The sequence below is a fragment of the Actinomyces sp. ICM47 genome, from assembly GCF_905369875.1.
Lineage (GTDB): Bacteria > Actinomycetota > Actinomycetes > Actinomycetales > Actinomycetaceae > Pauljensenia.
On the sequence record NZ_CAJPJE010000013.1, the window covers coordinates 13,018 to 35,157 of the forward strand.

22 protein-coding genes are annotated in these 22,140 nt (G+C 63.9%); 15 read left to right on the forward strand and 7 right to left on the reverse strand.

The features are described from left to right. Positions 1-30: 30 nt before the first annotated feature. Both QZ149_RS04305 and QZ149_RS04310 read right to left on the reverse strand, forming a co-directional pair. Positions 31-447, reverse strand: a complete 417-nt coding sequence (locus QZ149_RS04305) for an Rrf2 family transcriptional regulator (RefSeq protein ID WP_291450042.1) — start codon at positions 445-447, stop codon at positions 31-33. 109 nt (positions 448-556) lie between these two features. Further along, a complete protein-coding gene (locus tag QZ149_RS04310; RefSeq protein ID WP_291450043.1) occupies positions 557-1,540 on the reverse strand; it encodes an alpha/beta hydrolase-fold protein in 984 nt (327 codons plus the stop codon). 374 nt (positions 1,541-1,914) lie between these two features. Between QZ149_RS04310 and QZ149_RS04315 the strand changes: the two genes are divergently transcribed. Together QZ149_RS04315 and arfB are read left to right on the forward strand one after the other, a co-directional pair. Beyond that, positions 1,915-2,514, forward strand: a complete 600-nt coding sequence (locus tag QZ149_RS04315; RefSeq protein ID WP_291450044.1) for a uracil-DNA glycosylase family protein — start codon at positions 1,915-1,917, stop codon at positions 2,512-2,514. Positions 2,515-2,622: 108 nt separating this feature from the next. Beyond that, positions 2,623-3,063, forward strand: a complete 441-nt coding sequence (gene arfB / locus QZ149_RS04320; protein WP_291450045.1) for an alternative ribosome rescue aminoacyl-tRNA hydrolase ArfB — start codon at positions 2,623-2,625, stop codon at positions 3,061-3,063. Positions 3,064-3,084: 21 nt separating this feature from the next. Here the strand turns inward: arfB and QZ149_RS04325 are convergent, their stop codons facing one another. Further along, positions 3,085-3,921, reverse strand: coding sequence for a class I SAM-dependent methyltransferase (locus QZ149_RS04325; protein WP_291450046.1), 837 nt, complete (start codon positions 3,919-3,921; stop codon positions 3,085-3,087). Between the two features lie 137 nt (positions 3,922-4,058). Here QZ149_RS04325 and QZ149_RS04330 point away from each other — a divergent pair, with 137 nt between their 5' ends. From QZ149_RS04330 to QZ149_RS04345, 4 genes are all read left to right on the forward strand, one after another. Then, positions 4,059-5,108, forward strand: a complete 1,050-nt coding sequence (locus tag QZ149_RS04330; protein ID WP_291450047.1) for a beta-eliminating lyase-related protein — start codon at positions 4,059-4,061, stop codon at positions 5,106-5,108. A 107-nt stretch (positions 5,109-5,215) separates the two neighbouring features. Next, positions 5,216-5,473, forward strand: coding sequence for a type II toxin-antitoxin system RelB/DinJ family antitoxin (locus QZ149_RS04335; RefSeq protein WP_009649181.1), 258 nt, complete (start codon positions 5,216-5,218; stop codon positions 5,471-5,473). Next, positions 5,466-5,735, forward strand: coding sequence for a Txe/YoeB family addiction module toxin (locus tag QZ149_RS04340; RefSeq protein WP_291450048.1), 270 nt, complete (start codon positions 5,466-5,468; stop codon positions 5,733-5,735). Before QZ149_RS04335 ends, QZ149_RS04340 begins: the two co-directional genes overlap by 8 nt. A 72-nt stretch (positions 5,736-5,807) precedes the next feature. Next, positions 5,808-6,530 (forward strand): nitroreductase, encoded by a 723-nt coding sequence (locus tag QZ149_RS04345; RefSeq protein ID WP_291450049.1) that lies wholly within the window; start codon positions 5,808-5,810, stop codon positions 6,528-6,530. Positions 6,531-6,532: 2 nt separating this feature from the next. Here the strand turns inward: QZ149_RS04345 and QZ149_RS04350 are convergent, their stop codons facing one another. Together QZ149_RS04350 and QZ149_RS04355 are read right to left on the reverse strand one after the other, a co-directional pair. Next, entirely contained in the window at positions 6,533-6,790 is a 258-nt protein-coding gene (locus QZ149_RS04350; RefSeq protein ID WP_291450050.1) for a type II toxin-antitoxin system RelE/ParE family toxin, read from the reverse strand. Positions 6,791-6,792: 2 nt separating this feature from the next. Continuing rightward, on the reverse strand, positions 6,793-7,056 hold the full coding sequence (locus tag QZ149_RS04355; RefSeq protein ID WP_291450051.1) for a type II toxin-antitoxin system Phd/YefM family antitoxin: 264 nt from the start codon (positions 7,054-7,056) through the stop codon (positions 6,793-6,795). Between the two features lie 209 nt (positions 7,057-7,265). Here QZ149_RS04355 and QZ149_RS04360 point away from each other — a divergent pair, with 209 nt between their 5' ends. Then, positions 7,266-8,588 (forward strand): hypothetical protein, encoded by a 1,323-nt coding sequence (locus QZ149_RS04360; RefSeq protein ID WP_291450052.1) that lies wholly within the window; start codon positions 7,266-7,268, stop codon positions 8,586-8,588. Position 8,589: 1 nt separating this feature from the next. On the opposite strand, the gene QZ149_RS04365 is transcribed toward QZ149_RS04360, so the two are convergent. Then, positions 8,590-9,189 carry a methylated-DNA--[protein]-cysteine S-methyltransferase gene (locus QZ149_RS04365; protein ID WP_291450053.1) on the reverse strand — a complete coding sequence of 200 codons (600 nt, stop codon included), beginning with the start codon at positions 9,187-9,189 and terminating at the stop codon, positions 8,590-8,592. 179 nt (positions 9,190-9,368) lie between these two features. Between QZ149_RS04365 and QZ149_RS04370 the strand changes: the two genes are divergently transcribed. Then, positions 9,369-11,333, forward strand: coding sequence for a sodium:proton antiporter (locus QZ149_RS04370; RefSeq protein WP_291450071.1), 1,965 nt, complete (start codon positions 9,369-9,371; stop codon positions 11,331-11,333). A gap of 78 nt (positions 11,334-11,411) precedes the next feature. On the opposite strand, the gene QZ149_RS04375 is transcribed toward QZ149_RS04370, so the two are convergent. Beyond that, the gene (locus QZ149_RS04375; protein ID WP_291450054.1) at positions 11,412-11,984 is read right to left on the reverse strand and encodes an N-acetyltransferase; all 573 of its coding nucleotides are present in this window, start codon (positions 11,982-11,984) and stop codon (positions 11,412-11,414) included. 218 nt (positions 11,985-12,202) lie between these two features. Here QZ149_RS04375 and QZ149_RS04380 point away from each other — a divergent pair, with 218 nt between their 5' ends. The 7 genes from QZ149_RS04380 (at position 12,203) to rsmA (ending at position 22,121) form a co-directional block, all read left to right on the forward strand. Further along, positions 12,203-15,628: an ATP-binding cassette domain-containing protein gene (locus QZ149_RS04380; protein WP_291450055.1), complete on the forward strand. Its 3,426-nt coding sequence runs from the start codon at positions 12,203-12,205 to the stop codon at positions 15,626-15,628. 118 nt (positions 15,629-15,746) lie between these two features. Beyond that, positions 15,747-16,331, forward strand: a complete 585-nt coding sequence (locus QZ149_RS04385) for a DJ-1 family glyoxalase III (RefSeq protein WP_291450056.1) — start codon at positions 15,747-15,749, stop codon at positions 16,329-16,331. Positions 16,332-16,370: 39 nt separating this feature from the next. Beyond that, positions 16,371-17,285, forward strand: a complete 915-nt coding sequence (locus QZ149_RS04390) for a TatD family hydrolase (RefSeq protein WP_291450057.1) — start codon at positions 16,371-16,373, stop codon at positions 17,283-17,285. A gap of 235 nt (positions 17,286-17,520) precedes the next feature. Beyond that, positions 17,521-18,690, forward strand: a complete 1,170-nt coding sequence (locus QZ149_RS04395; protein WP_291450058.1) for a resuscitation-promoting factor — start codon at positions 17,521-17,523, stop codon at positions 18,688-18,690. A gap of 97 nt (positions 18,691-18,787) precedes the next feature. After that, positions 18,788-20,200: a ubiquitin-like domain-containing protein gene (locus QZ149_RS04400; protein WP_291450059.1), complete on the forward strand. Its 1,413-nt coding sequence runs from the start codon at positions 18,788-18,790 to the stop codon at positions 20,198-20,200. A 219-nt stretch (positions 20,201-20,419) separates the two neighbouring features. After that, a complete protein-coding gene (locus QZ149_RS04405; RefSeq protein ID WP_291450060.1) occupies positions 20,420-21,073 on the forward strand; it encodes a DUF4230 domain-containing protein in 654 nt (217 codons plus the stop codon). Positions 21,074-21,137: 64 nt separating this feature from the next. Then, positions 21,138-22,121, forward strand: a complete 984-nt coding sequence (rsmA, locus tag QZ149_RS04410; RefSeq protein ID WP_291450061.1) for a 16S rRNA (adenine(1518)-N(6)/adenine(1519)-N(6))-dimethyltransferase RsmA — start codon at positions 21,138-21,140, stop codon at positions 22,119-22,121. The last annotated feature ends 19 nt before the right edge of the window (positions 22,122-22,140 follow it).

The window sequence follows — 22,140 nt, forward strand, 5'->3', positions numbered from 1 at the left end:
GTCCTTCGGTTCGTGGGGAGTCGGTGTGGGTCAGAGATATGAGCGCATCGAAGCGATGCAGTCGGCCAGGGTGGTCTGTGCGAGTTCGCGTTCGACGGCTTCGTTCTGCTTGTGAAACACGTTGGCGAGCGTTGGGCGGATGTGTGCCCCGACGATGCACTCGTCGTTCGGGTTCTCGTGAATGTCGAAAAGCTGGATCTGATCCGTGTCGGTGACGGCGCAGTAGACGTCGCGTAGGGAGATCTCCCGCGCGGGCTTGGTGAGCGTGAAGCCGCCCGCCGCGCGGCTGGACTCGATGAATCCTGCCTTCGCCAGGGGAGCCGTCAGCTTGCGAATGTAGCTGGCGTTGGTGCCCACACTCGCCGCGATGGCGGTCGAGTTGATGGGGGAGTCCGCCTCGGAGATGAGGATGAGCGCGTGAATCGCGGAGGAGAATCGAGTGTCCATCATCTTGTCCGTTTCTGTATCAGATACAGATACAGTACGTGTGGGGTGGGCATTCGTCAATGGGCGGCGGTATGACGTGCGCGTCTTTTGTACGGCCGGAAGTGGTGCCCTATGCGGGAGGGAACAGCAGCGGCAAGCTATGCGCGACCTGGTTACAGACCGAGGTCATGGAGTGGTCTTCGCCGTCGTCGATCCACACCTGTAGGCTGGACTCCGTCATGAGGTCGGGATAGTCCTCGCGGAGCTCATCAATCTGCGGGGTCATGTCCCACAGGGCCGGGTCCTCTGAGCCGACCGACGCGAGAATGAGGAAGTCGCGTGGCCCGTAGTGGGCGCGCCCGATGCCCGCGGTCACCAGCTCGGCGATGCGAGGGAAGTCAGCGTCCTCCTCGCGCCCGATCCACGACTCGCCAGCCATCGGCATATACCCGTAGAAGTACTGCGGGCGCAGTGCGAAAACATCCCACGTTGTCGTCGCGCCCATCGAGAAACCGCCGAACGCGCGGTGCCTGCGCGAGGCCCGCAGTGACTGGTCGGAGGTGTCCCCGCGTGCGAACGTCATATAGCGAGACTCGACCGTGTCGATCAGAGTATCGATCTCGGTCGTTGCGAAAAAACGATTGAGTGCGTAGTCTTCCTCGTAGTCGTCGGTCGCGAACGACCGATCCGGATAGTAGGTTGCGAACACGACGATGGTCGGTGAGACCTCGCCGGAAGCCTCCAGCTTGTCGACGACCGGCGCGACCCCGGCCGCGAGGCCTGCCGCGTTGCCCCACCAGCCGTGCGTCAGGTAGAGGACGTTCATGGGGCGAGCGGGCGAGTAGGAGTCGGGCACATACACGAAGGCCTGCTTGTCGTAGACCGTCCCCTCGTAGCTCTGCTCATACGTCAGGGTGTCGATGGAGCCGTGCAGGGACGAGGCCGTGTCCAGTAGGCCGGCCATGGCCTCGGGAATGGGGTTGTCGTCTTCCTCGATGGCGATGGGGGAGGGGTCTTTTTGCTCGCGCCCGGAGGGGGTAAGGGTGGCTGCTGCGAGGCCTGCGAGGGTGACTAGGGAAGCCGCGATCGCGAGCGATGCGACGATCGTGGTCATCTGCCTGGATGTTTGCCTGACGAACCTGGTGTTCATTGGTTGTGCCTCGCGTGCCTTGTGGCTGCCCTCATGGACTCAACTGTATGCCTGCTTGGGCGGTGGGTACTAATCGGTGTGGCCGTTGCCGCGCTTCGCATACCCACCAATCTCGCACGTAATGCCCCCGATGATTTTTCAGGATTTGAATTGTAATCGTCGAAATTCCAAGATTTGTGGGGATGGACGAAAATGTGCGTCGGGGAATTACGTGCGACATTTGCGGGGAACTATGGTGTGTGCCTGGTATCCGCGCGGCGGGTGTCTGGTGTTTACTGTTATGTGACCTCCGACGTGTTGTTGGCGGTTTGCGTGGGGGTGTGTCATACGCTGAATGTATGACTCCCGAGATCACCGATCCAGCCGTCCGTGCAATCGCCGAGGAGATCGCCGCAGACCCGGCCAATGCCTCGTTCACGAAGCGTGGGATCGCCCCGCTGTTCTTTGCGGGGCCGCAGTGCCGCATCATGATCGTCGGCCAGGCACCCGGACGCATCGCCGAAGAAACCGGCATCGTGTGGAACGACCGCAGCGGCGACCGGCTGCGCGACTGGATGGGGATTGACCGTGACGCGTTCTATCACTCGGGCAAGCTCGCGATCGTCCCCATGGACTTCTACTTCCCGGGCACTGGTAAGAGCGGCGACCTGGCCCCCCGCAAGGACTTCGCCGACAAGTGGCACCCGCGCCTGCTCGAACTCATGCCGCACCTGGATATGACGATCCTCGTTGGCGCGTACGCGACCAGGCGCTACCTGGACCTGAAGTCCTCGGCCTCCCTCACGGACGTCGTGCGCGACTACAAGCACTACCTGCCCACGTACTTCCCGCTGGTCCACCCCTCACCGCGCAACCAGATGTGGATGAAGAAGAATCCCTGGTTTGACACTGACGTGCTGCCCGACCTGAAGGAGCGGGTCGCCGAACTCATGGCCTGAACGTTATACGTGAGAATCGGCATATAAACGTACGTCGGTTCTCACGTACATCGTGTACCCGTGGATTCACGAGGCCGGGGCTGGGTTGGGTGGTGCACACTAGGGCGCATGGATGATCTGCGTATTCCCGCTGGGCCTGGCTGCCCGCGTGGCCTCGTCGTGCCCGCGGGGGAGCTGATCGAGCGCTTTTCTCACGCCTCGGGCCCCGGCGGACAGGGAGTGAATACCGCAGATTCGCGGGTGCAGCTCAGCCTGGACCTGGACTCGACGAACGCCCTCAACGAGAAGCAGCGTGAGCGTGCCCTGCGTGAGCTTGGGGAACGCCTGACCGGAAGTATCCTGACCGTCACCGCCTCTGAGCATCGCTCCCAGCGCCGCAATCGCGCGGCCGCCCGCGAGCGCCTCGCCGAAGTCCTGCGCGCAGCGCTTATTCCGTCCGTCCCGAGACGTGCGACGAAGCCGACGCGCGCGTCCAAGCTGCGCCGTCTGGATGACAAGAAGAGACGCTCGGAGGTCAAAGCGCGCAGGCGTCGCCCCGACGCGGACTAAGAAGAACGAGGTTGGGGCCTCCTACGCCCACTCGCTCCCGTCGGTGCTCCAGCCGATAAACGCCCAGGTGACGGGCAGACGATAGTCAAGGACCCAGTGCTCCTCTGCCACCTCAGAGGGGCCAGTGAGATCCTCGCGAGCGACATGCTGGGCCGCGTACGCATCGAAAAGCCGCTGCTCGCGCGCGGTGAAGGGCTCTGGGCCGGCCAGGCGACGAAGGTCCACGCGGGCCTCGTCGAAGGAAGAAAAACGCATCGGGCGGAAGGTTCGTGTGGTCGCGAAAACCGGGATACGTCCCAGGGCTGCGAGCGCGCGGGTCACGTCGCGGACGATGCACGCTCTCCTCGCTGAGCGTCCCAAGTAGGTGAGCAAGCGCGGGTCGCGGGAGGGGAGCAGGCTGTCGGGCATGACGACCGCTGCACGGGAGCGCGCAGTCGCGTCGAGCTTGCGCACGCAAGCGGGCACGTCCCCGCTCATGAGGGAGCGTGACGCGAAGGCGACATCCACGCTGTTCTCACCCAGGCCCGCCTCCTCCCAGTCGTCCTCCCAGGCGAGCAGGTGGGAGGTGATCGGCAGATTTTCTGCTGCCGCGCGCTCGTCGAGGATCGCGAGCATGGCCTCGGCGAAGTCGCAGCCGTGGACGCGGTGCCCCGCACGGGCGAGGGGGACGGCGAGCGTGCCCGTCGCGCACCCCATGTCGAGGACCTCATCATCCGCTTCGAGGGCGAGCAGGTCGAGGAGCCAGCGCTCGTAGTCGCTGGTCGCGTCTCTCGTGAACGTCGCGGCCCGCTTGTTCCAATAGGCCTGCGAGTCCCGGTTGATTGTGCTCGACTGTTCTCCGTGCGTGGTTGGCATCATGCGATGCCCTCACTTTCGTATCGGGAAGCCTGGCGGCATCGCCTGGCGACAGTCAGGATAGTCCTTCAGTTCCAGCGAGAAAAGATCTTCACGAGGAAACGGGAATCATCTGGCCAAGCGCGTGGAATAATGGCCGCGTGAATTCTTCCCAGACGCTGCCGAACTTCTCCAGTGACTACCAGGAAGGCGCGCACGCCCGGGTGCTCGACGCCCTCGTCGCCACCAACATGGAACAGTCGAGCGGCTACGGCACCGACGAGCATTGCGAGCGCGCCCGCGACCTGATTCGCGAGGCCTGCCAGGCTCCCGACGCCGACGTGTACTTCCTGGTGGGCGGCACGCAGACGAACGCGACCGTCATCGACGCGATCCTCCTGCCCTGGCAGGGAGTCATCGCCCCCAACACCGGCCACATCAACATGCATGAGGCCGGCATTGTCGAGCGCGGTGGTCACAAGATCCTCGACACCCCCGCCGTGGACGGCAAGATCAACGCCGCCGACGTCGAACGCATCTGTTCGGCGTGGGAGGGCGACGGCGCGCGCGACCACATGATCGCCCCCGCCCTCGTCTATATTTCGCAGCCCACCGAGTACGGCACCCTCTACTCCCTGCAGGAGATCGAGGATCTCTCACGCGTGTGTCGCGAGCGTGACTTGAAGCTCTTCGTCGACGGCGCGCGCCTCGCCTACGCGCTGGCCTCGCCTGCCAACGACGTGACGCTGGCCGATCTGGCGCGCCTGACCGACGTGTTCTACATTGGCGGCACCAAATGCGGCACGCTCTTCGGCGAGGCAGTGGTGATCCCCGAGCGCGGGTCGATCCGCCAGTTCGTCACCCATATGAAGCAGCACGGTGCGCTCATGGCGAAGGGGCGTCTCCTGGGTGTGCAGTTCGAGGCGCTTTTCGAAGATGGTCTCTACCTGATGATCGGCAAGCCTGCCGTCGAGGCGACCGCCCGCATTCGCGCGGCCCTCAAGCGCGCGGGCTACGTCGTCACCATGGAATCGCCGACGAACCTGACATTCGTGGCTCTCGATCAGGCCGGACATGGGCGTCTTTCGGACAAGGTGCGGTATGGCATCTGGGAGACTCTGCCTGATGGCCGTTACCTCGCCCGCATCGGTACCTCCTGGGCGACTCCGGAGGAAGACGTGATCGCCTTCGAGGAGGCGCTGGCCAAATAGGGCTGACAGTAATGCTTTCCTCTGGATGAAGTGCGTTAAAAACGATGTCTTTACGATATTGAAATGCTAGCATATAGCTGTCGTATAACTATTTCTGGAGGTGTTGCATGGCTACTGCGATGGTGACCGTTCGGCTCGATGCTGAGGATAAGGCTGCGATGGAGCGTGCCTGCAAGGAAATGGGACTCTCCATGAATGCTGCTTTCACGATCTTTGCGAAGAAGGTGGCGCGGGAGCAGCGGATTCCCTTCGTCGTGGAGGTTGATAGCTTCTACTCGCGCGCAAATCTCGCTCACCTTGACCGCGGTATCGCGGAGCTGGAGGCCGGGCGGGGTATGGTCCGAGGGCTGATCGAGGATGCGTGACCTCGTCTGGGCCTCTGAGGCCTGGGAGGACTACTTGTGGTGGCAAAACCAGGATCGAAAGACTTTGAAGCGCATCAACGCACTACTGCGTGATATTGCCAGGAATGGGCAAGGTGCTGGAATTGGTAAGGCTGAACCGTTGAAAGGGCGTTACTCAGAGTGGTGGTCGCGCCGCATCGATGCGGCGAACCGTCTTGTTTATCGCGTGCGCGATGATCGAGTCGAGATCATTTCATGCCGCACGCACTATGGGGATCACTAGCTGGCAGAACGACGGCCGTCCGGTGGGCGGGCCGGGTGGATCGGGGGCGTCTGGCCGGGCTAGGCTGGGTGCATGACACTCAACGAAGAGAAGAACGAATTTTCTGCCCTGGCCGCCTCCCGTCGCTCGACCCGCGCCTTCACGGACCGCGAGATGCCCGCTGGCGTTATCGACGCGATCCTCGCTGACGCGACGACGGCGCCGTCCTGGTCGAACACACGCGCTTTCCGCGTCGCGATCGCGTCCGGTGCGCGCGCCCAGCGTCTGCGCGAGCGCTTCGGGAAGCTGTTTGACGAGGAGATCGAGGCCCACGCCCGCAAGGTCATCGACCCCGACGTGGAGATTCCCGTCCCGGATGGCGATTACCCGGTGCGCAAGCGCTATCCAGACGAGCTGCTTCCCGCCCAGATCGAGGTCGCGAAGCTCCTGTATGGCACCTACGGCGTGGAGCGCGCCGACATTGAGGGGCGCAACCGCGTCAACCGTCGCAATGTCACGGCATTCGATGCGCCCGTTATGGGTTTCGTCTTCGTCCACGAGGACATGCTGCCCTGGAGCGCCATGGATGCGGGCCTCATGCTCCAGACCCTGTTCCTGTCCGCCAAGTCGCGCGGCATCGACTCGTGCCCGGTCGGCATCCTGGCCACCTGGCGCGCCCCCGTCGATGAGGAGTTCGAGATCCCCGAAGGTTACAAGTTCATCACCGGCTTCGCCCTCGGCTACGCCGATCCGGACGCGCCGATCAATTCGATGCAGGCGCCGCGCCCGCCGATCCAGCTCCTCGAAGGCAAGTGACGCTACGAGCGGTACACCTCGCGGCGATGTGCCACGCGCACAACCGTCACGACGAGGACATCGTCTTCGATTGAGTAGATGACCCGGTAGTCCCCGACGCGGATGCGCCACGCGTTTTCTGTGCTCGCAAGTTTCTTGACCCCGTCGGGTCGTGGAGAGTAGGCGAGTGATTCGATGGCGTTGAGAAGGCGTGTGCACACCGGGCGGTCCAGCTTGCGTACCTGGCGTGCCGCCGCCGAGGTGAATTCGACGCGGTACATTGTCAAACGTCGAGTTCGGCGCGCAGGTCGGCCAGGCTCACGCGCTCACCATCGTCATGACGCATCGCCTCGTGGAATGCTGCAAGGTCGCGGGCGTCCTCGAGTTCCTCGAGGGTCTGCAGGTCCTCAATGCCGATTACGACGGCTGTCAGGTGTCCATTCTTTGTGATGCCGATCCTCTCGCCGCCGTAGGAAGCGCGCCCGAGGACGTCGGCGAGGTTGGCGCGTAGTTCTCGAGTCGACAGTGTGGAAGCAAGTGTGTTCATGATGCCATTTTAGTACATAGTGTACACAAATGTTGCGTGAGTAAAGGATGTGTGTTGGGTACTTAGTCCCGTTTTAACAAGGTTAAGTAAGGATATCTTTAATCGTTAATAAGTAATTCTGTATAGAATGGCGGCAGGCGCAGACAAACGAGCGCCCGCCGAGGGACTGAGCTGTCCCTCGGAACATGTTTGCGATCGGAAGGGCCGCCATGTCAAAAAAGTATGTCTCTGTTGCCTTTGCGTATGTGGGAGTCATCGTCGGCGCTGGCCTGGCCAGCGGCCAGGATCTGCTCCAATACTTCCTGTCTTTTGGTGCTCCCGGCCTGATTGGAATCGCTGCACTGGGAGTCCTCAACATCATCTTCGGTGTCGTCGCCCTGCAGCTGGGTTCCTACTTTCGCTCGGGCCACCACGATGACGTGTTCGAACGCATCACTCACCCCGTCGTGCGCCGCGTCATCGATGTGGTGCTCGTTTTTTCTGGCTTCGCGATGGGCTTCGTGATGCTCGCGGGCGCGGGCGCGAACCTCGAACAGCAATTCGGATTGCCCGCGTGGGCGGGGAGCGCGGTGTGCTCGGGCCTCGTGATCCTCACTGCATTCCTGGATTTTGATCGGATCATGGAGGTCATCGGCGTCTTCACCCCGATGATCGTCATCGCGATCATCGTTCTCGTCATCTACTCGCTGGTGACCCCGCACCCGAGCATGGCCGAACTCAATGCGACCGCTACCCAGGTCACTCCGGCCCTGCCGAACCTGTGGTTCTCGACGATCAACTACTTCGCTCTGTGTGTCGTCAACGGTATCGGCATGGCCTTCGTGCTTGGCGGCTCGGTGCTGCGCATTGGTGAGGCTCGCCTCGCCGGGCGCATCGGTGGCACGATCATCGCCCTGGTGATCGGTGGCGACGCTCTGGCTCTCTACCTGAACATGGATCGAATCTGGGACGTGAATGTCCCGGCACTCGAGATTGCGCGCACGATCCACCCGTGGTTTGCGTTCGTCTACACCCTCATCATCTTCGCGCTCATCTACAACACGGTGTTCTCCCTATTCTTCGCGACGGCGCGCCGTTTCTCGGGTGGCTCGACAAAACGTATGCGCATCGTGCTGGTGGGCGTCGTGGCGCTCGGATACGCGGCCTCGCTCATGGGCTTCAAGAAGCTGATCGGTGGCATGTACCCGATCATCGGATGGCTGGGAGTCGCGCTCCTCGTGGTTCTGGCCGCCGGTTGGCTGCGTGAGCGCGCTGGCGTGTCGCATGAGGAAAACCTGCGCCGTAAGCTGATCCGCCTCCTCGTCCACAAGCACGACGATCACTTGGAGTACACGGACGAGCATCGCGAAAAGGTTCGCGAGCTGTCTCGCGCGTCTGTCGTCGACAGCAAGCAGCTGCGCCGCGATGCGAGCACGCTCGCCAAAGACATCGTTGACCGGAAGGCGAACGCGTCGCCCTCTGATCTGGTCGCGCCTCATAGGGGCGAGGCTGTGGCCACCGAGTCGGCAGGGTCTGCCCGCGCGAACGGCTGAGTCAGCCGATAGACGAGGCTGTGGCCGCTTCGTGCTCGAACAGCCAGGCTTTGGCCTCGGCCCCGGCTGCGTAGCCGCCAAGTCCGCCAGCAGCCACCACGCGGTGGCAGGGGCGGACGATAAGCAGGGGATTGCGGCCAACGGCCCCGCCGACCGCGCGGGGTGAGGCCGCGACCCCGGCCTCGCGCAGCTGAGCCGCAATCTGGGAGTAGGTGCGTGTGTGTCCGTAGGGGATCCGAGCCATCGCCTCCCAGACGTGCTTCTGGAAATGCGTCCCTTCCGGGGTTATGTGAAGGCGAGCGGGGGAGGGGTTCTCGCCAGCGAAATACTGTTCGAGCCAGGATACGGCCGCCGTCAGTGCGGCCGCGTCCTCGCCTGTCACACCGCGCGATTCTTCCCCCGAGCCACCCCGGGAGGGCAGGATCTCCAGGGACGCGGCCACCGCCTCGTCAATGCCGACGGGACATCCGAAGAAGCGCTGCCCGCGCGCCCAGACACCGACGAGCGCGCCGCCGCGCGCCGCCAGCGTCAGGTGCCCGATGGGGGAATCGAAGGCGGCGAGCGTCGGGTCAGGTAGTCGAGGCGAGAACAGATGGTTCATGGGTTCACCCTGCCACGGACGGCTTTGCCGCGCAGCCGTGGGGCGATGACCCGCATGCTCGCTTGTGGTGTCACTGAATAACCGTGATCGGCCGTTCGTGGATGAGATGAAAGAAATACAAAGGAGCAAGATCAGAGTAGAATTAATGCGTGGATCCCCTTCTTATCGCTCTGGCCGGAATGCTCATTATCGTGGCGTGTCAATTCGTCGCGCTCAAGGTGCGTGTTGCCTCGCCTCTGATCCTGCTGGCCGTTGGTCTGGCGATCGGCTTCCTGCCCCAGGTGGGGGCCATCGAGGTCGAGCCGCATATCGTCCTCGAGATCGTGCTACCGCCGCTGCTGTTCTCGGCTGCAGTACGTATGCCGACCATGGACTTCCGCCGTGAGATGCAGGCCGTCGCGATGCTCGCGATCCCCCTCGTGTTCCTCTCCGCTTTCGCGGTCGGATTCGTCATCAACTGGCTGGTCCCCGCAGTCTCCTTGCCCTGGGGTGTCGCACTGGGCGCGGTCCTGTCCCCGACGGACGCGGTTGCCGTCTCGATCGCGAAACGCTCTGGCGTCTCGCATCGGATCATCACAGTGCTCGAAGGCGAGGGACTCTTCAACGACGCAACCTCACTCGTGCTGCTCTCCGCTGCGATGAGCGCGGGCCTGGCTGCCGACGAACACGCCCTCAACCCGGGCATACTCATCGGCAAGGTCTCCCTCGCGCTCGGTATCGCAGCCGTGATTGGCTGGGTCGTCGGCGAGGTCGGCGTGCGAGTGCGCGCTCTCATCAAGGAACCCTCAGCGGACACGGTCTTCTCCTTCGTGATGCCCTTCATCGCGTCGATCCCCGCCGAGCACCTGGGAGGGTCCGGCCTGGTCGCCGCCGTCGTCGCCGGCCTGGTTGTCTCGCGTCGTCGCGCGGCTGTTATCTCCGCGAACAACAGGCGTTTCTCCCAGCAGAACTGGCAGACCATGACCCTCGTTTTGGAGAGTGGGATTTTCCTGACGATGGGCCTGCAGGCCTTCGGCATCGTCGAGGAGGCCGCCGAGTTCTCCGGCGGCCTGGCCTTCGCAGCTTTCCTCGCCGTCACCCTCGGCGCGCTCATCATGGTGATTCGCGCCGTCTTCATTGCGTTCATGCTCGCCTGGCTGGATCATCGCCGCAGCCACCGCAAGCGCCGCTACGAGGTTGAGAGCACGCGCATCGAGCGCTTCGAGAAGCGCATGAACGAGGCCTGCGAGGTCGACGCCGACATGCTCGAAGCCCGCAATCTGAGTCCGGAGCACTGGGCGAACGCACTCAATCACTACCGCCGTCGCCTCAAGCGTCGCGAACGCCGCAACGCCATGCGCGGTTCCGACCTGGATTATTTCGCCAGCGAGCCGCTGGGTCCGCGCGAGGGCAGCGTCATCGTCTGGGCGGGAATGCGTGGTGCCATCACCCTGGCCGCCGCGCAGACAATCTCAACGCACGCCCCGATGCGCTCGCTGTTGCTGTCGATCGCGCTGTTCATCGCGGCTGGTGCTCTCGTCATCCAGGGCCTGACCCTGCCCGCTCTCATCCGCATCGTGAAGCCGCAGATGGCCTCGGGCGATATCTCCGAGGAGGAACGCGCCAAGCTCCTGAAGGTGATGGGTTCCGCGCTGGTGGATACGGCCCTCGCGCAGGCGATCCACGAGGTCGATGGCAAGACTCTGCTCTCCGCGGGCGTCTCGCGCACGCTGTCCCGGCTGGGGCACGCGCTGACCGACGAGGCTACGGGTGAGCAAACGCGTACGGCGCACGCGGCAGACCGCGTCCTCACGGATATCTTCCAGGACGCCGCTGCTCATGCGGGGGCGACGCGTGATGGGCTGTGCCCCGAACGAGCGGACGACCCCGCCGAAGACGTCGTTGCAGCTGAGGCTGATGTTGCAGCCCACGACGACGGCGACGAGGACCACGGCACTGTCGATATGAGCGAGGAAGAAGTGAAACGTTCCTTCACGCGCGACCAGATCCGTGAATTGGCGCTTGAGGCCATCCATGCACAGCGCGCCGCCCTCCTTCAGGCCCGCGACGAGGGGATCTTCTCCTCGGCAGCCCTCGAGGGTGCGCTCGCCCGCCTCGACAACGAGGAAATCCTCCTGGTCTCCAGCCGCGGCACCGAGCACTGAGAGCCGCCCGCGCGCACGACAAACCGGGCCGCACCCGAGGAGGGGCGGTCCGGCGGGAGGCGGGGCAGAGACGAGGCCTCAGTCCGTCGTCACGTGCGACGCGTAGGCCGGATCGTCGGTCACGGAGTTGAGAGCTTCCTCCAGACGCTCCGGCGTCACAATACCGCCCCGCGCCAGGACCCGGTAGGTCTGGTCGGCCTCGTGTGTAATCATGTTCGTGACCGTAAAGCCGTTGCGCTCGTAGAACGCCAGGCGGCGCACGCGCTGCTGGTAGTTCGCGGCCTCACGTGTGAGGGGCTCGATCTCGAGCAGCTGGGGAATGCCCGCGTAGCGCTCGCGGAAATGAGTCAAGATGCGCGAGCCGTAGCCGGCGCTGCGCGTGCGCCCGTCGACCGCGAGGAAACCCAGGTAGAACAGGTCGGGGAAGACGAAAGAGAAGGTCAGGGCGACCACGTTTCCGGCCCCGTCCTCGCCTGCGGGGAGGGACGGGTCGATCCAGGCAAGGAAAGACACCCCGTCGCGCTCGGCGCTGCGTCGCAGCTCGGACATGGGGACCTGTTCCTCAGGTGGGAAGGACCGCTCGTAGATCTCCAAGACTTTGTTGGCGATCGGCCCGTCGTTGGGCACGGGAATCTGGGTGAGGTCTGTCATGGCTTCATGATACCCGTGGCGTGTACGCGGACATCCGACCAGGCGTCAAGGACGAGGCCGGGGCTGGGGTTTCGATGGAACACCAGGTTTTCGGCGAGGTTTCTCAGGGGTGAATCGGGGGCCGATCAGGGGCCGAGGCGTGAGAATTCCCGATCATCGCCAGAACTCGCTCGGTTAGGCTTGTATGTGCACAGTGGGACGAACGGTAAGGATGATGCATGCTTGAGCTGAAAGAAATAGTGAAGGCCTACCAGACCGCCAGCCTCGTGCAGGTGGCGCTCAACAAAGTTTCCGTGGCGTTCCGCGACAACGAATTCGTGGCCGTGCTCGGCCAGTCCGGCTCGGGCAAGACAACGATGCTCAACGTCATCGGTGGCCTTGACCGCTTCCAGGCGGGCGACCTCGTCATCGACGGCATCTCGACGAAGGACTACAAGGCACGCGACTGGGACGCCTACCGCAACAACCGCATCGGCTTCGTCTTCCAAGCCTACAACCTGATCCCACACCAGAGCGTCCTGGCCAACGTCGAGCTGGCCCTCACCCTGTCCGGTGTTTCCCGCTCTGAGCGTCGCAAGCGCGCCCTCGATGCCCTTGAACGCGTCGGCCTAAAGGACCACGTCAACAAGAAGCCCTCGCAGATGTCGGGCGGCCAGATGCAGCGTGTCGCCATCGCGCGCGCCCTCATCAACGACCCCGAGATTCTGCTGGCCGACGAACCGACCGGTGCCCTCGACTCCGCAACCAGCGTGCAAGTCATGGACCTGTTGCGCGACGTTGCCCGCGACCGCCTCGTCATTATGGTCACGCACAACCCCGAGCTAGCCCACCAGTACGCCACCCGCATCGTCGAGCTGGCCGACGGCTGTATCGTCGCCGACTCCGATCCCTTCGTGCCCACCGCTGAGGACCAACGAGCCGCGAAGCCCGCGCGCCGCACGTCCATGGGCTTTGTGACCGCCCTGTCCCTGTCGGCCAACAACCTGATGACCAAGAAGGGCCGCACGCTCATGACCTCCTTCGCGGGGTCTATTGGCATCATTGGGATCGCCGCGATCCTCGCCCTGGCCAACGGCACGAACGCCTACATTCAGAAGACGGAGGAGGAGACGCTCGGGTCCTACCCGCTGACGATCCAAAAGAGCGGCGTCGACATGACCGCCGCCCTGTCCACGTCAGCCTCGGACTCCAAGAAAGATACGCCAGCACCCGATGGCCAGGTCGGCGTCTCCCAGATGCGCACGTTTGCCGACACGATCCGCGACGCGAAAACCAACGACCTGGCCTCCCTCAAAACCTACCTGGATAACAACGGCGGGAACGTCGAGACGATGGTCAACGCCATCGAATACGACTACGACGTGGTCCCGCAGATCTTCCAATCCGACACATCCAAGTCGACCGTTCAAGTCAGCCCCGACCAGTCCATGAAGCAGATGGAGGCCGGCTTCGGCTCGGGGGCCTTTGGATCGATGATGCAGACGAACGCCTTCTACCAGATGCCCGCCGCGGCCTCGCTCTACACCTCCGCGTACGACCTCGTTGCTGGCTCCTGGCCAAGCGGTGCGAACCAGGTGGTCCTGGTCCTCGACGAGGATGGCAATATCCCCAACCTCTTCGAATACACCCTGGGTCTGAAAGACCACAAGGAATTCGACGACCTCATGCGAACCTACTACCAGGGCACACTCGGCGGCAAAACCCAGTCCGGTGCGCAGACGAGCGCGCAGTCGGGGACCAGCGACGCGACCTACGACTACTCCACGATCCTGAGCACCACCTTCCATCGTATCAACGCCTTCGACAAGTACACATGGGACGAGACCTACAAGGTATGGACCGACCGCTCCTCAGACGCCGACTACATGAAGAAGCTCGTGGACGACGGTCAGGAGCTGACCATCTCCGGAATCGTTAAGCCCAACTCCAACAAGGGTGGGGCACTGCGTCAGGGCATCGCCTATACTCCCGCCCTGACCTATCAGATCATCGAAGAGGCCAGCGCCAGCCCGATTGTCAAGGCTCAGCGTGCCAAGCCCGACGTCGATGTTTTTACCGGCAAGACCTTCAAAGAACTGGCAGACGACCAAAAGAGCCAGTCTAGTGGCTTCGACATGTCCTCCCTCTTTACAGTCGACGAATCTAAACTCTCTGCGGCCTTCCAGATCGACCCCGATAAGATGCAGATGGACCTGTCGGGCATGGACTTTTCCGGGATGGATCTGTCCGACATCGACTTCTCCACCCTCGACATGTCGGGCCTGGACCTGTCGAACCTCGACCTGTCCACCATCGACTTCTCGAACCTCGCAGGCCAATCAGGCGCGCAGTCCGGCATGGGCATCGACCTGTCCAAGCTGGGCCTCGGCGACCTTAGCAAGGACATCCCTGAACTCGCCACCATCGACTTCCCCACGATCATCCAATCTGCGCTCGCCGACGGCGCAGTCAAGGACGGGGCCGGGGAATACCTGAGCGCTCAGGCCAGCGAGATCGCTCAGGGGTTCCAGGAATACGCCCAGAATCAGATCGAAGAGGGCGGTACGACGGACTTTGCGGTCCTGGCCGCCAACTACTTCAGTCAGCCCGAGGTGCTCGAGAAGATTCAAACGGCGGTCGGCTCCGACCAGGTGGTGGACGCCGACAAACTCAGCGCCAATCTGATGAAAGCCATCGGGGACGATCCGGCGCTGGCCAAGATCGGCACCGACATTTCCACGCAGGTCATGAACGCGATCTCCACGCAGATCGCCGCCCAGCTGGGTGCGAGCCTCACGCAGGGCGTGGGTGCCGCGATTGGACAGGTCATGCAAGAGGCCATGACAGCCGCCATGACACAGATGATGACGCAGATCTCCGATACCATCGGAACACAGATGAACACGGTCATGGATCAGTTCGCGACCGACATGTCGAGCGCGTTCTCGATGGACCCCAACGCCTTCGCGGAGGCCTTCAAATCCAATGTAGACGAGAAATCCCTCGCGGCCCTCATGGCGACCATGTTTTCCACGAATGTGCCGACCCTGGAGACGAACCTGAGGAACCTCGGATGGGCGGACATCGCCTCGCCCTCCAACATTTCGATCTACCCCAAGTCTTTCGCGGACAAGGACAAGGTGAAGGCTGCGCTCGACACCTACAACAAGGACAATGAGGCGGCGGGTGCCACCGACAAGGTCATCACCTACTCCGACATCATGGGCGCGCTCATGAGTTCGGTGACGAAGATCGTCGACATCGTCTCGTGGCTGCTCATCGCCTTCGTGTCGATTTCGCTCGTGGTCTCCTCGATCATGATCTCGATCATCACCTATATTTCGGTCCTTGAGCGCCGTAAGGAGATCGGCATCCTGCGCTCCATCGGCGCATCGAAGGGTGACGTGTCACGCGTCTTCAACGCCGAAACCGTCATCGAAGGCTTCCTCGCGGGCACCATCGGCGTGGGCGTCACGTACGCGCTGTGTGCGCTCGCCAACTCGATCGCCTACTCTTCGTTCAACGTGGAGAACATTGCCCAGCTCTCGCCGCTTACGGCCGTCGCCCTGGTCGCGGTCTCCGTCGGCTTGACGGTCATCGCCGGCATCATCCCGGCGGCGCGTGCCTCGCGCCAGGACCCCGTGGAGGCGCTGCGCTCCGAGTGAGTGGAGTCGGCCTCGGCCTCGGCCCTCGTGCGTCGAGGCCGTGGCTCATTCCCGGGGTAGGCGCGGCTGCGCTAACCTGGGTGTAAACCCGCTGTGACTGCCCCAGGAAAGAGGAACCATGCCCACCCCCGAGAACCTTGCTACCGACGCGACCGTCGCCATTATGCTGGCCGATGGCTTTGAAACGGTCGAAGCCCTGGCCGTCGCCGACATCCTGTTCCGCGCTGGCGTGCGCACCGACCTGATCTCTGTGACCGACGCGCGCCACGTGACCAGCTCCCATGGGATCCGCGTCGTCGCCGACCTCATGCTCGAGGACGTGGACCTGTCCACCTACACCGTCTTGTTCCTGCCCGGTGGCCTTCCCGGCACCACAAACCTGAAGGCCACGCCCGCGATCCAGGCAGAGGTACTGCGCCGCGCCGACGAGGGCGAAGCGATGGCCGCGATCTGCGCGGCCCCCTCGATCTTCGCTGAGCTGGGCGTGCTCGACGGTCGCCACGCGACCGCCAACCCGGCCTTCGTCAAGGCCATCGCCGCCGGAGGCGCCATCGTCCACGACAACCCCGTCGTCGTCGACGACTTCATCACGACCAGCCGCGGTGCCGGAACCTCCATCGACCTCGGCCTCGAGATCGTGTGCCAGCTCCTGGGGGAGGACGCGGCCGAGGCCATCTCCCGCGGCATCGTGCGCACCCACTGACACCACCTGCACGTTTCCACGAAAGGATACCCGCCCCGCATGAGCCCGCGTAAGCCTCGTCCCTGGCCCGACACGCCCGCACCCCTGGCCGCGCCCGTGGTGGATAACCACACGCACCTGCCTACCCACGTCGGGGAAATTCCCCGGCGCGAGGGCGTGGCGCTGAGCCTGGACGAGCAGCTGGGCCGGGCTCGCGAGGTTGGCGTCACCGCGTTCATTTCGAGCGCCTGCGAGCTGCCCGACTTCGACCCGATGATCGAACTGGCACGCGTTCACAAGGGCGTGCGTGTCGCACTCGCGATCCACCCCAACGATGCCGCCCTGCACGCGGGCTGCGCCGATCCCTCACCCGACGGCCTGGTCCCCATCGTGCGCGAGCATCATGTTCCCCTCGTTGAAGCACTGGTTGAGGTCGAGAAACATCTGAGCGACCCGATGGTCGTCGCGGTAGGGGAGAGCGGCTTGGACTACTTTCGCACGGCCGAGCGCGGCCGCGAGGCGCAGAAAGAGTCCTTCCGCGCGCACATCGAGATGGCCCAGCGCGCAGGCCTACCCTTGCAGATCCACGACCGCGACGCCCACGAGGATACGCTGGAGATCCTGCGCGAGTGCGCGAGCGCAGATCAACGCATCGTCTTCCACTGCTATTCGGGGGACGCTGTAATGGCGCAGCGCCTCGCCGAGCACGGCTGGTACGCCTCCTTCGCCGGCCCCATCACTTACCCGGCGAACTCCGACCTGCGCGCGGCCCTGGCGGTCCTGCCGCGCGAACTCGTCCTCGTCGAGACCGACGCCCCCTATTTGACACCCGTCCCATGGCGCGGCTGCCCCAATGCCTCCTACGTCATGGCCCACACTGTCCGATTCATCGCGGAGCTGTGGGGGGTCAGCGAAGCCGCTGCGTGCGACCAACTGCGTGCGAACACCGAGGCCGTCTATGGCTCCTGGTGGTGAGTTTTTCGGTCGGTCAGGCTAGTTTTGACGCCGCTCAGCAACGAGGCCGTGGCAGTTTCCGGGCCGCGCGCCCCCGCGCGTGAGGTGTATCAAAAGGGTCGCAAAACGGTAACAAATTGGTTACGGTTGGGGTGTCAGTCCGCTTTCGGACGCCCACGCGAGCCAGCCTGCCGCCCCGAGTGGCAAGCGGCGCGGGGCGCGCCGCGGAGGCGGAAACTACAAGGTCTGGAGCCCCGTGAGCGTTAAGCCTACCCGTACAACCGTCATCTCCGTCGCCACCGCAACGAGCCTTCTGGTGGCCGGCGCTGCCGCCGCGACAATTGGAACCTCCTACCGTCACGTCACCATCGAGGTGGATGGCGTAAGCCGTGACGTGTCCGGGTTCTTCACGACCGCAGGGGATGCCCTGAACACCGCGGGTGTCAGCGTGGGGGACCACGACCTCGTCGCGCCCGACGCCGACCAAACCGTTTCCAACGGCGACACCGTCGTCGTTCGCACCGCCACGCCCTACGACGTGACCGTCGACGGCAGCCAGACCGTCGCGTGGTCCACGGCCTCGACCGTCTCCGGCATCCTGTCCGCCCTGCCCGCCCAGACCTCGTCAATGGCAGCCGACCGCTCCTTCGTCCGCGCCGAAATGCCGCTGGGTGAGGGCGGTGAGACCGTCCACGTCGTCGCCGACGGGACCACCACCGACGTCGTTGCCTCCGCCGACGAGGGCACGAGCGCGATCCTGGAGAAGGCTGGCGTCACTGCCAGTCCCATTGATCGCGTGACCCTCGAAAACAGCGGCGGCGAGACCACCGTGCGCGTGGCCCGCGTCGTGCGCGGCAAGTCCTCCACGACGACTGAGATCCCCTTCGAGACCGAAGAGCGTGAAGATCCCGAGGCCGAGGAAGGTACCGAGAAGGTCGTACAGGAAGGCGTCGCCGGCTCCGAGGTGACCGAATCCTACCAGGAGACCATCGACGGCAACGTCACCGTCGCCGCCGTCCTGACCACGACCCGCACCGAGCCGACGACCCACATCGTCTCCAAGGGAACGAAGGAAAAGAAGAAAGCCGAGGAACCCAAGGAGACCCCCGCCTCGTCGTCTGATTCCTCGTCATCCGGCTCGTCTTCGTCCGGCTCCTCTTCCGGCGGCTCGGCCACCGTCTCCGGGGACGACACCGCCATCTGGGCCGCTATTGCCCAGTGCGAATCCGGCGGAAACCCCTCGACCAACACGGGAAACGGCTACTATGGCATGTACCAGTTCTCCCTGCCGACATGGCAGTCCGTGGGCGGCACCGGCCTGCCTTCCGACGCCTCGGCGGAGGAACAGACCATGCGTGCGCGCATGCTCCAGCAGCGCGCCGGTTGGGGCCAGTGGGGCTGCGCCTACAAGCTCGGCCTTGTCTAACGTGACTTGAGCCCCGGCAATGCTACTGTTCTAGCGTTCGTCGGGGTCCTCGCGCTAAGCTGACCAGCAGAACCAATTTTGAGTAATCGGGAGTATTGTGAGCCACCACCTGAGTAACTCGCTGAGCGCCTCCGCTGCCAGCGCCCTGCATGTCGTCGGCGGACACGTGCGCGCTTTCGCGCCCTCTCCGCGTGTTGTTCTCAGCGTCGCTACTCTAGCCTCGGCGGGAGTCCTCGGCCTGGCAGCCTTCGGCGTTACGTCCTCGCATACGACTGTCATGCTCGAAGTCAACGGCGTGACCCGCCCGGTTACCGCGTGGGGCAACACCGTCGGTGACGCGCTTGAGGTCGCGAACGTGAGCGTCGGCAGCGGTGACCTGGTCCAGCCCGGCCTCGCCGAGACCGTGCACGAGGGCGACACCATCGTCGTGCGTAGCTCGCGCGCGTACACCGTGACGGTGGATGGCGAGACCCGCACCCTGTGGACCACGGCCACCTCAGCCGACGGCATCCTTGCCGACGCCGCGCCCCTGGGTTCCACGGTGGCTCTTGCCGCCGACCGCTCTGCGTCGCGCGACGAGCTCACTCCGCTGGTCTCCCGCCCCCGTAACATCTTCGTGAGCGCCGACGGCACCACCCGCGAAGTCGCGGTCCGTCCTGGCCAGGACACGCGCGCGATCCTTGAGTCTGCCGGTGTCTCCGTGCACGCCCTCGACCGCGTCACCGTCGAAAATGGCACCACCGGTGAGCTGACGATCAATGTCAGCCGCGTGACCCGCGGCGAGGCCACCGAGACAGTCGAAATTCCCTTTAGTGAGACCACGACGAACAGCAACGATATGTTCGTCGGCGAGTCTCAGGTGACCACGACCGGCCAGAATGGCGTGACCACCTGGACGGTGTGGCAGGAGAAAGATGGCGATCGAGTCCTGACCTCCGTGCCGATCACCGAGCACTCCACCTCCCAGCCCGTGACTCAGGTGCGTAGCGAGGGGACGAAGGAAGTCACCCCGGCCGCCCTTGTCGCCGCCGGCATCGACCCGAAGGCCACGCTGGAGGAGAAGGAAGAAGCCGACGGCACTACCTCCGTGCGCTACCGCGCGAAGCTCGGCTCGATTTCCAGCAAGGAAGAGATCGCAGAAATCACGGGCGAATCGAAGAATGGCGACGCCGCCGCCGAGGTCGGTGACGTCCCCACGAACTACTCCGGTGAGGATCCGCGTTCCCTGGCCAGGCCTATCGTCTCGGCTCAGGGGTGGGGTGACAGCGAGTATCAGTGCCTGATCCTCTTGTGGAACCGCGAGTCGCAGTGGAACCCCTACGCCGAGAACGCCTACTCGGGTGCTTACGGCATCCCGCAGGCGCTGCCGGGATCCAAGATGGCCTCGGCTGGCGCGGACTGGCGGACCAACCCGATCACCCAGATCAACTGGGGTATCGGCTACATCAAGGGCCGCTACGGTACCCCCTGCTCCGCGTGGGCGCACTCCAACGCGGTGGGCTGGTACTGAGCCTGAAGCTGTGAGGGAGGGTCCGGCAATGAGAGTTGCCGGACCCGCCTTTGTGTGTCATAGGCGTGGTGGTGGTGCCTGTTGGTGTGGTGGTCGTGAATGCGGAGTGCCTGCGGCATTGCTTGATTAACGCACGGGCTTGTCTTCTTTCGATGATTACCCTAGAATTGGCGAATTAGATCACTTACCATCTGTTCTTTTTCTGTCAGTGAGGTCAGTATGAGGTTGAAGGGCATTCTTGCAACTGGTGCGGTCGTTATCGTTGCCGCCGTATGCTTTGTTGGTGGAGCGAACATTGGGCCGATGCTTGGTTTCGGTGCGTCGCAGCAGGAGACTGCCCCTGTCGTCACGGTGGATACGACCCTCGTGAAGAACTCTTTTGCGGATATTGGTGAACTCGCAACCGAGTCGTATGTTTTTACTCAGGTGGGCAAATACTCCGAGGAAGGAACCAAGTTCTTCGGTATGGAAGTGCCGGGTACCAGCGCTCATTACCTCATCACTTATTCGGGCGAGGTGAAGGCTGGGCTGACCGACGTGAGCCAGATTCAAGTTCAGGCTGACGAAGGAGCTCATGTTGTGACAGTCACTGTCCCCACGGTAGAGATCCTCTCCTCATCCATCGATCCAGCGTCTATCGAGACCTACGACCAGTCCTTTTCTATCGTCAATCAGATAGAGGTCGGTGAGGTGACCACTTTCCTGGCGGATCGTGAAGCTGCTGCGAAAGACGAGGCTGTCGCAAAAGGCCTGCTTGATAAAGCGCAGAATCGCTTGAAGGAGGTAGTGAAAGGGCAGGTTAACGCCGTCCTTGGTGAACGAGCTAGTGCGTACGAGGTTCGTGTGACGCTTGCAGAGGAACCCGGCGCGTGACTGACCGAGCCTCACACGGTGCCTAGCCCCGGCCTCGTGGGGCTCGTGCACTAGACTTGCCAGCGTGAGCCGATCCCCCCGTAACCAGCGCGATTCGCGCCGCCGCCTCGATCCGACCCTGCCCGAGGGTGCCGTCCCCTCCGAGACGGGCCTGCTTGGTCCCCTCGAAGTGAAGGCCATCTCCGAGGCGCTCGGTATTCGCCCCACCAAGGTGCTGGGCCAGAACTTCGTGCACGACGCGGGCACGGTGCGCAAGATCGTTGCGGCTGGCGGCGTCGAAGAAGGCGACGAGGTCGTCGAGGTCGGCCCCGGCCTCGGCTCCCTGACGCTGGCGCTCCTGGAAGTCGGCGCGCGCGTGCGGGCCGTCGAGATCGACCCGCCCCTGGCCGCCGCGCTGCCCGAGACCGTGCGTGCCCGCATGAGTGAGGCCGCCGATCGTTTCCATGTCGTCACCATGGACGCCACGCAGATCAGTGGGGTTGATGACTTCGGCGTGGATTGGCCCGCGCCCACGAAGCTCGTCGCGAACCTGCCGTACAACGTGGCCGTGCCGGTCCTGCTCAACATGCTTGAGGCCTTCCCCTCCATCCAGGGTGTCGTCGTTATGGTCCAGGCCGAGGTCGCGGACCGCCTGGCCGCCGGCCCTGGATCGCGTACCTACGGCGTGCCCTCCGTGAAGGCCTCCTGGTACGGCTCGGTCGAGCGCGCCGGCACGATCGGCCGCTCCGTGTTCTGGCCCGTGCCCGGCGTGGATAGCGCGCTCGTGCGCCTGACGCGCCTGGAGGCTCCGCGCGGCGACGACGAGCTGCGCCGCGCCACCTTCGAGGTCACCGACGTGGCCTTCGGCCAGCGCCGCAAGACCCTGCGTGCGGCCCTGAAGAACTGGGCGGGCGGCCCCGAGGCCTCCGAGGCCCTCCTGTCCGCCGTCGGCATTGATCCGACGCGCCGCGGAGAGACCCTCTCGATTGAAGAGTTCGTCGAGCTGGGGCGTGCCGTTATCGAGGCCCGAGGCCGTGGTGCCCTCGCGGCGTCGACCGCAGCCCGCTGATACATCCAGGAAGAAGGAA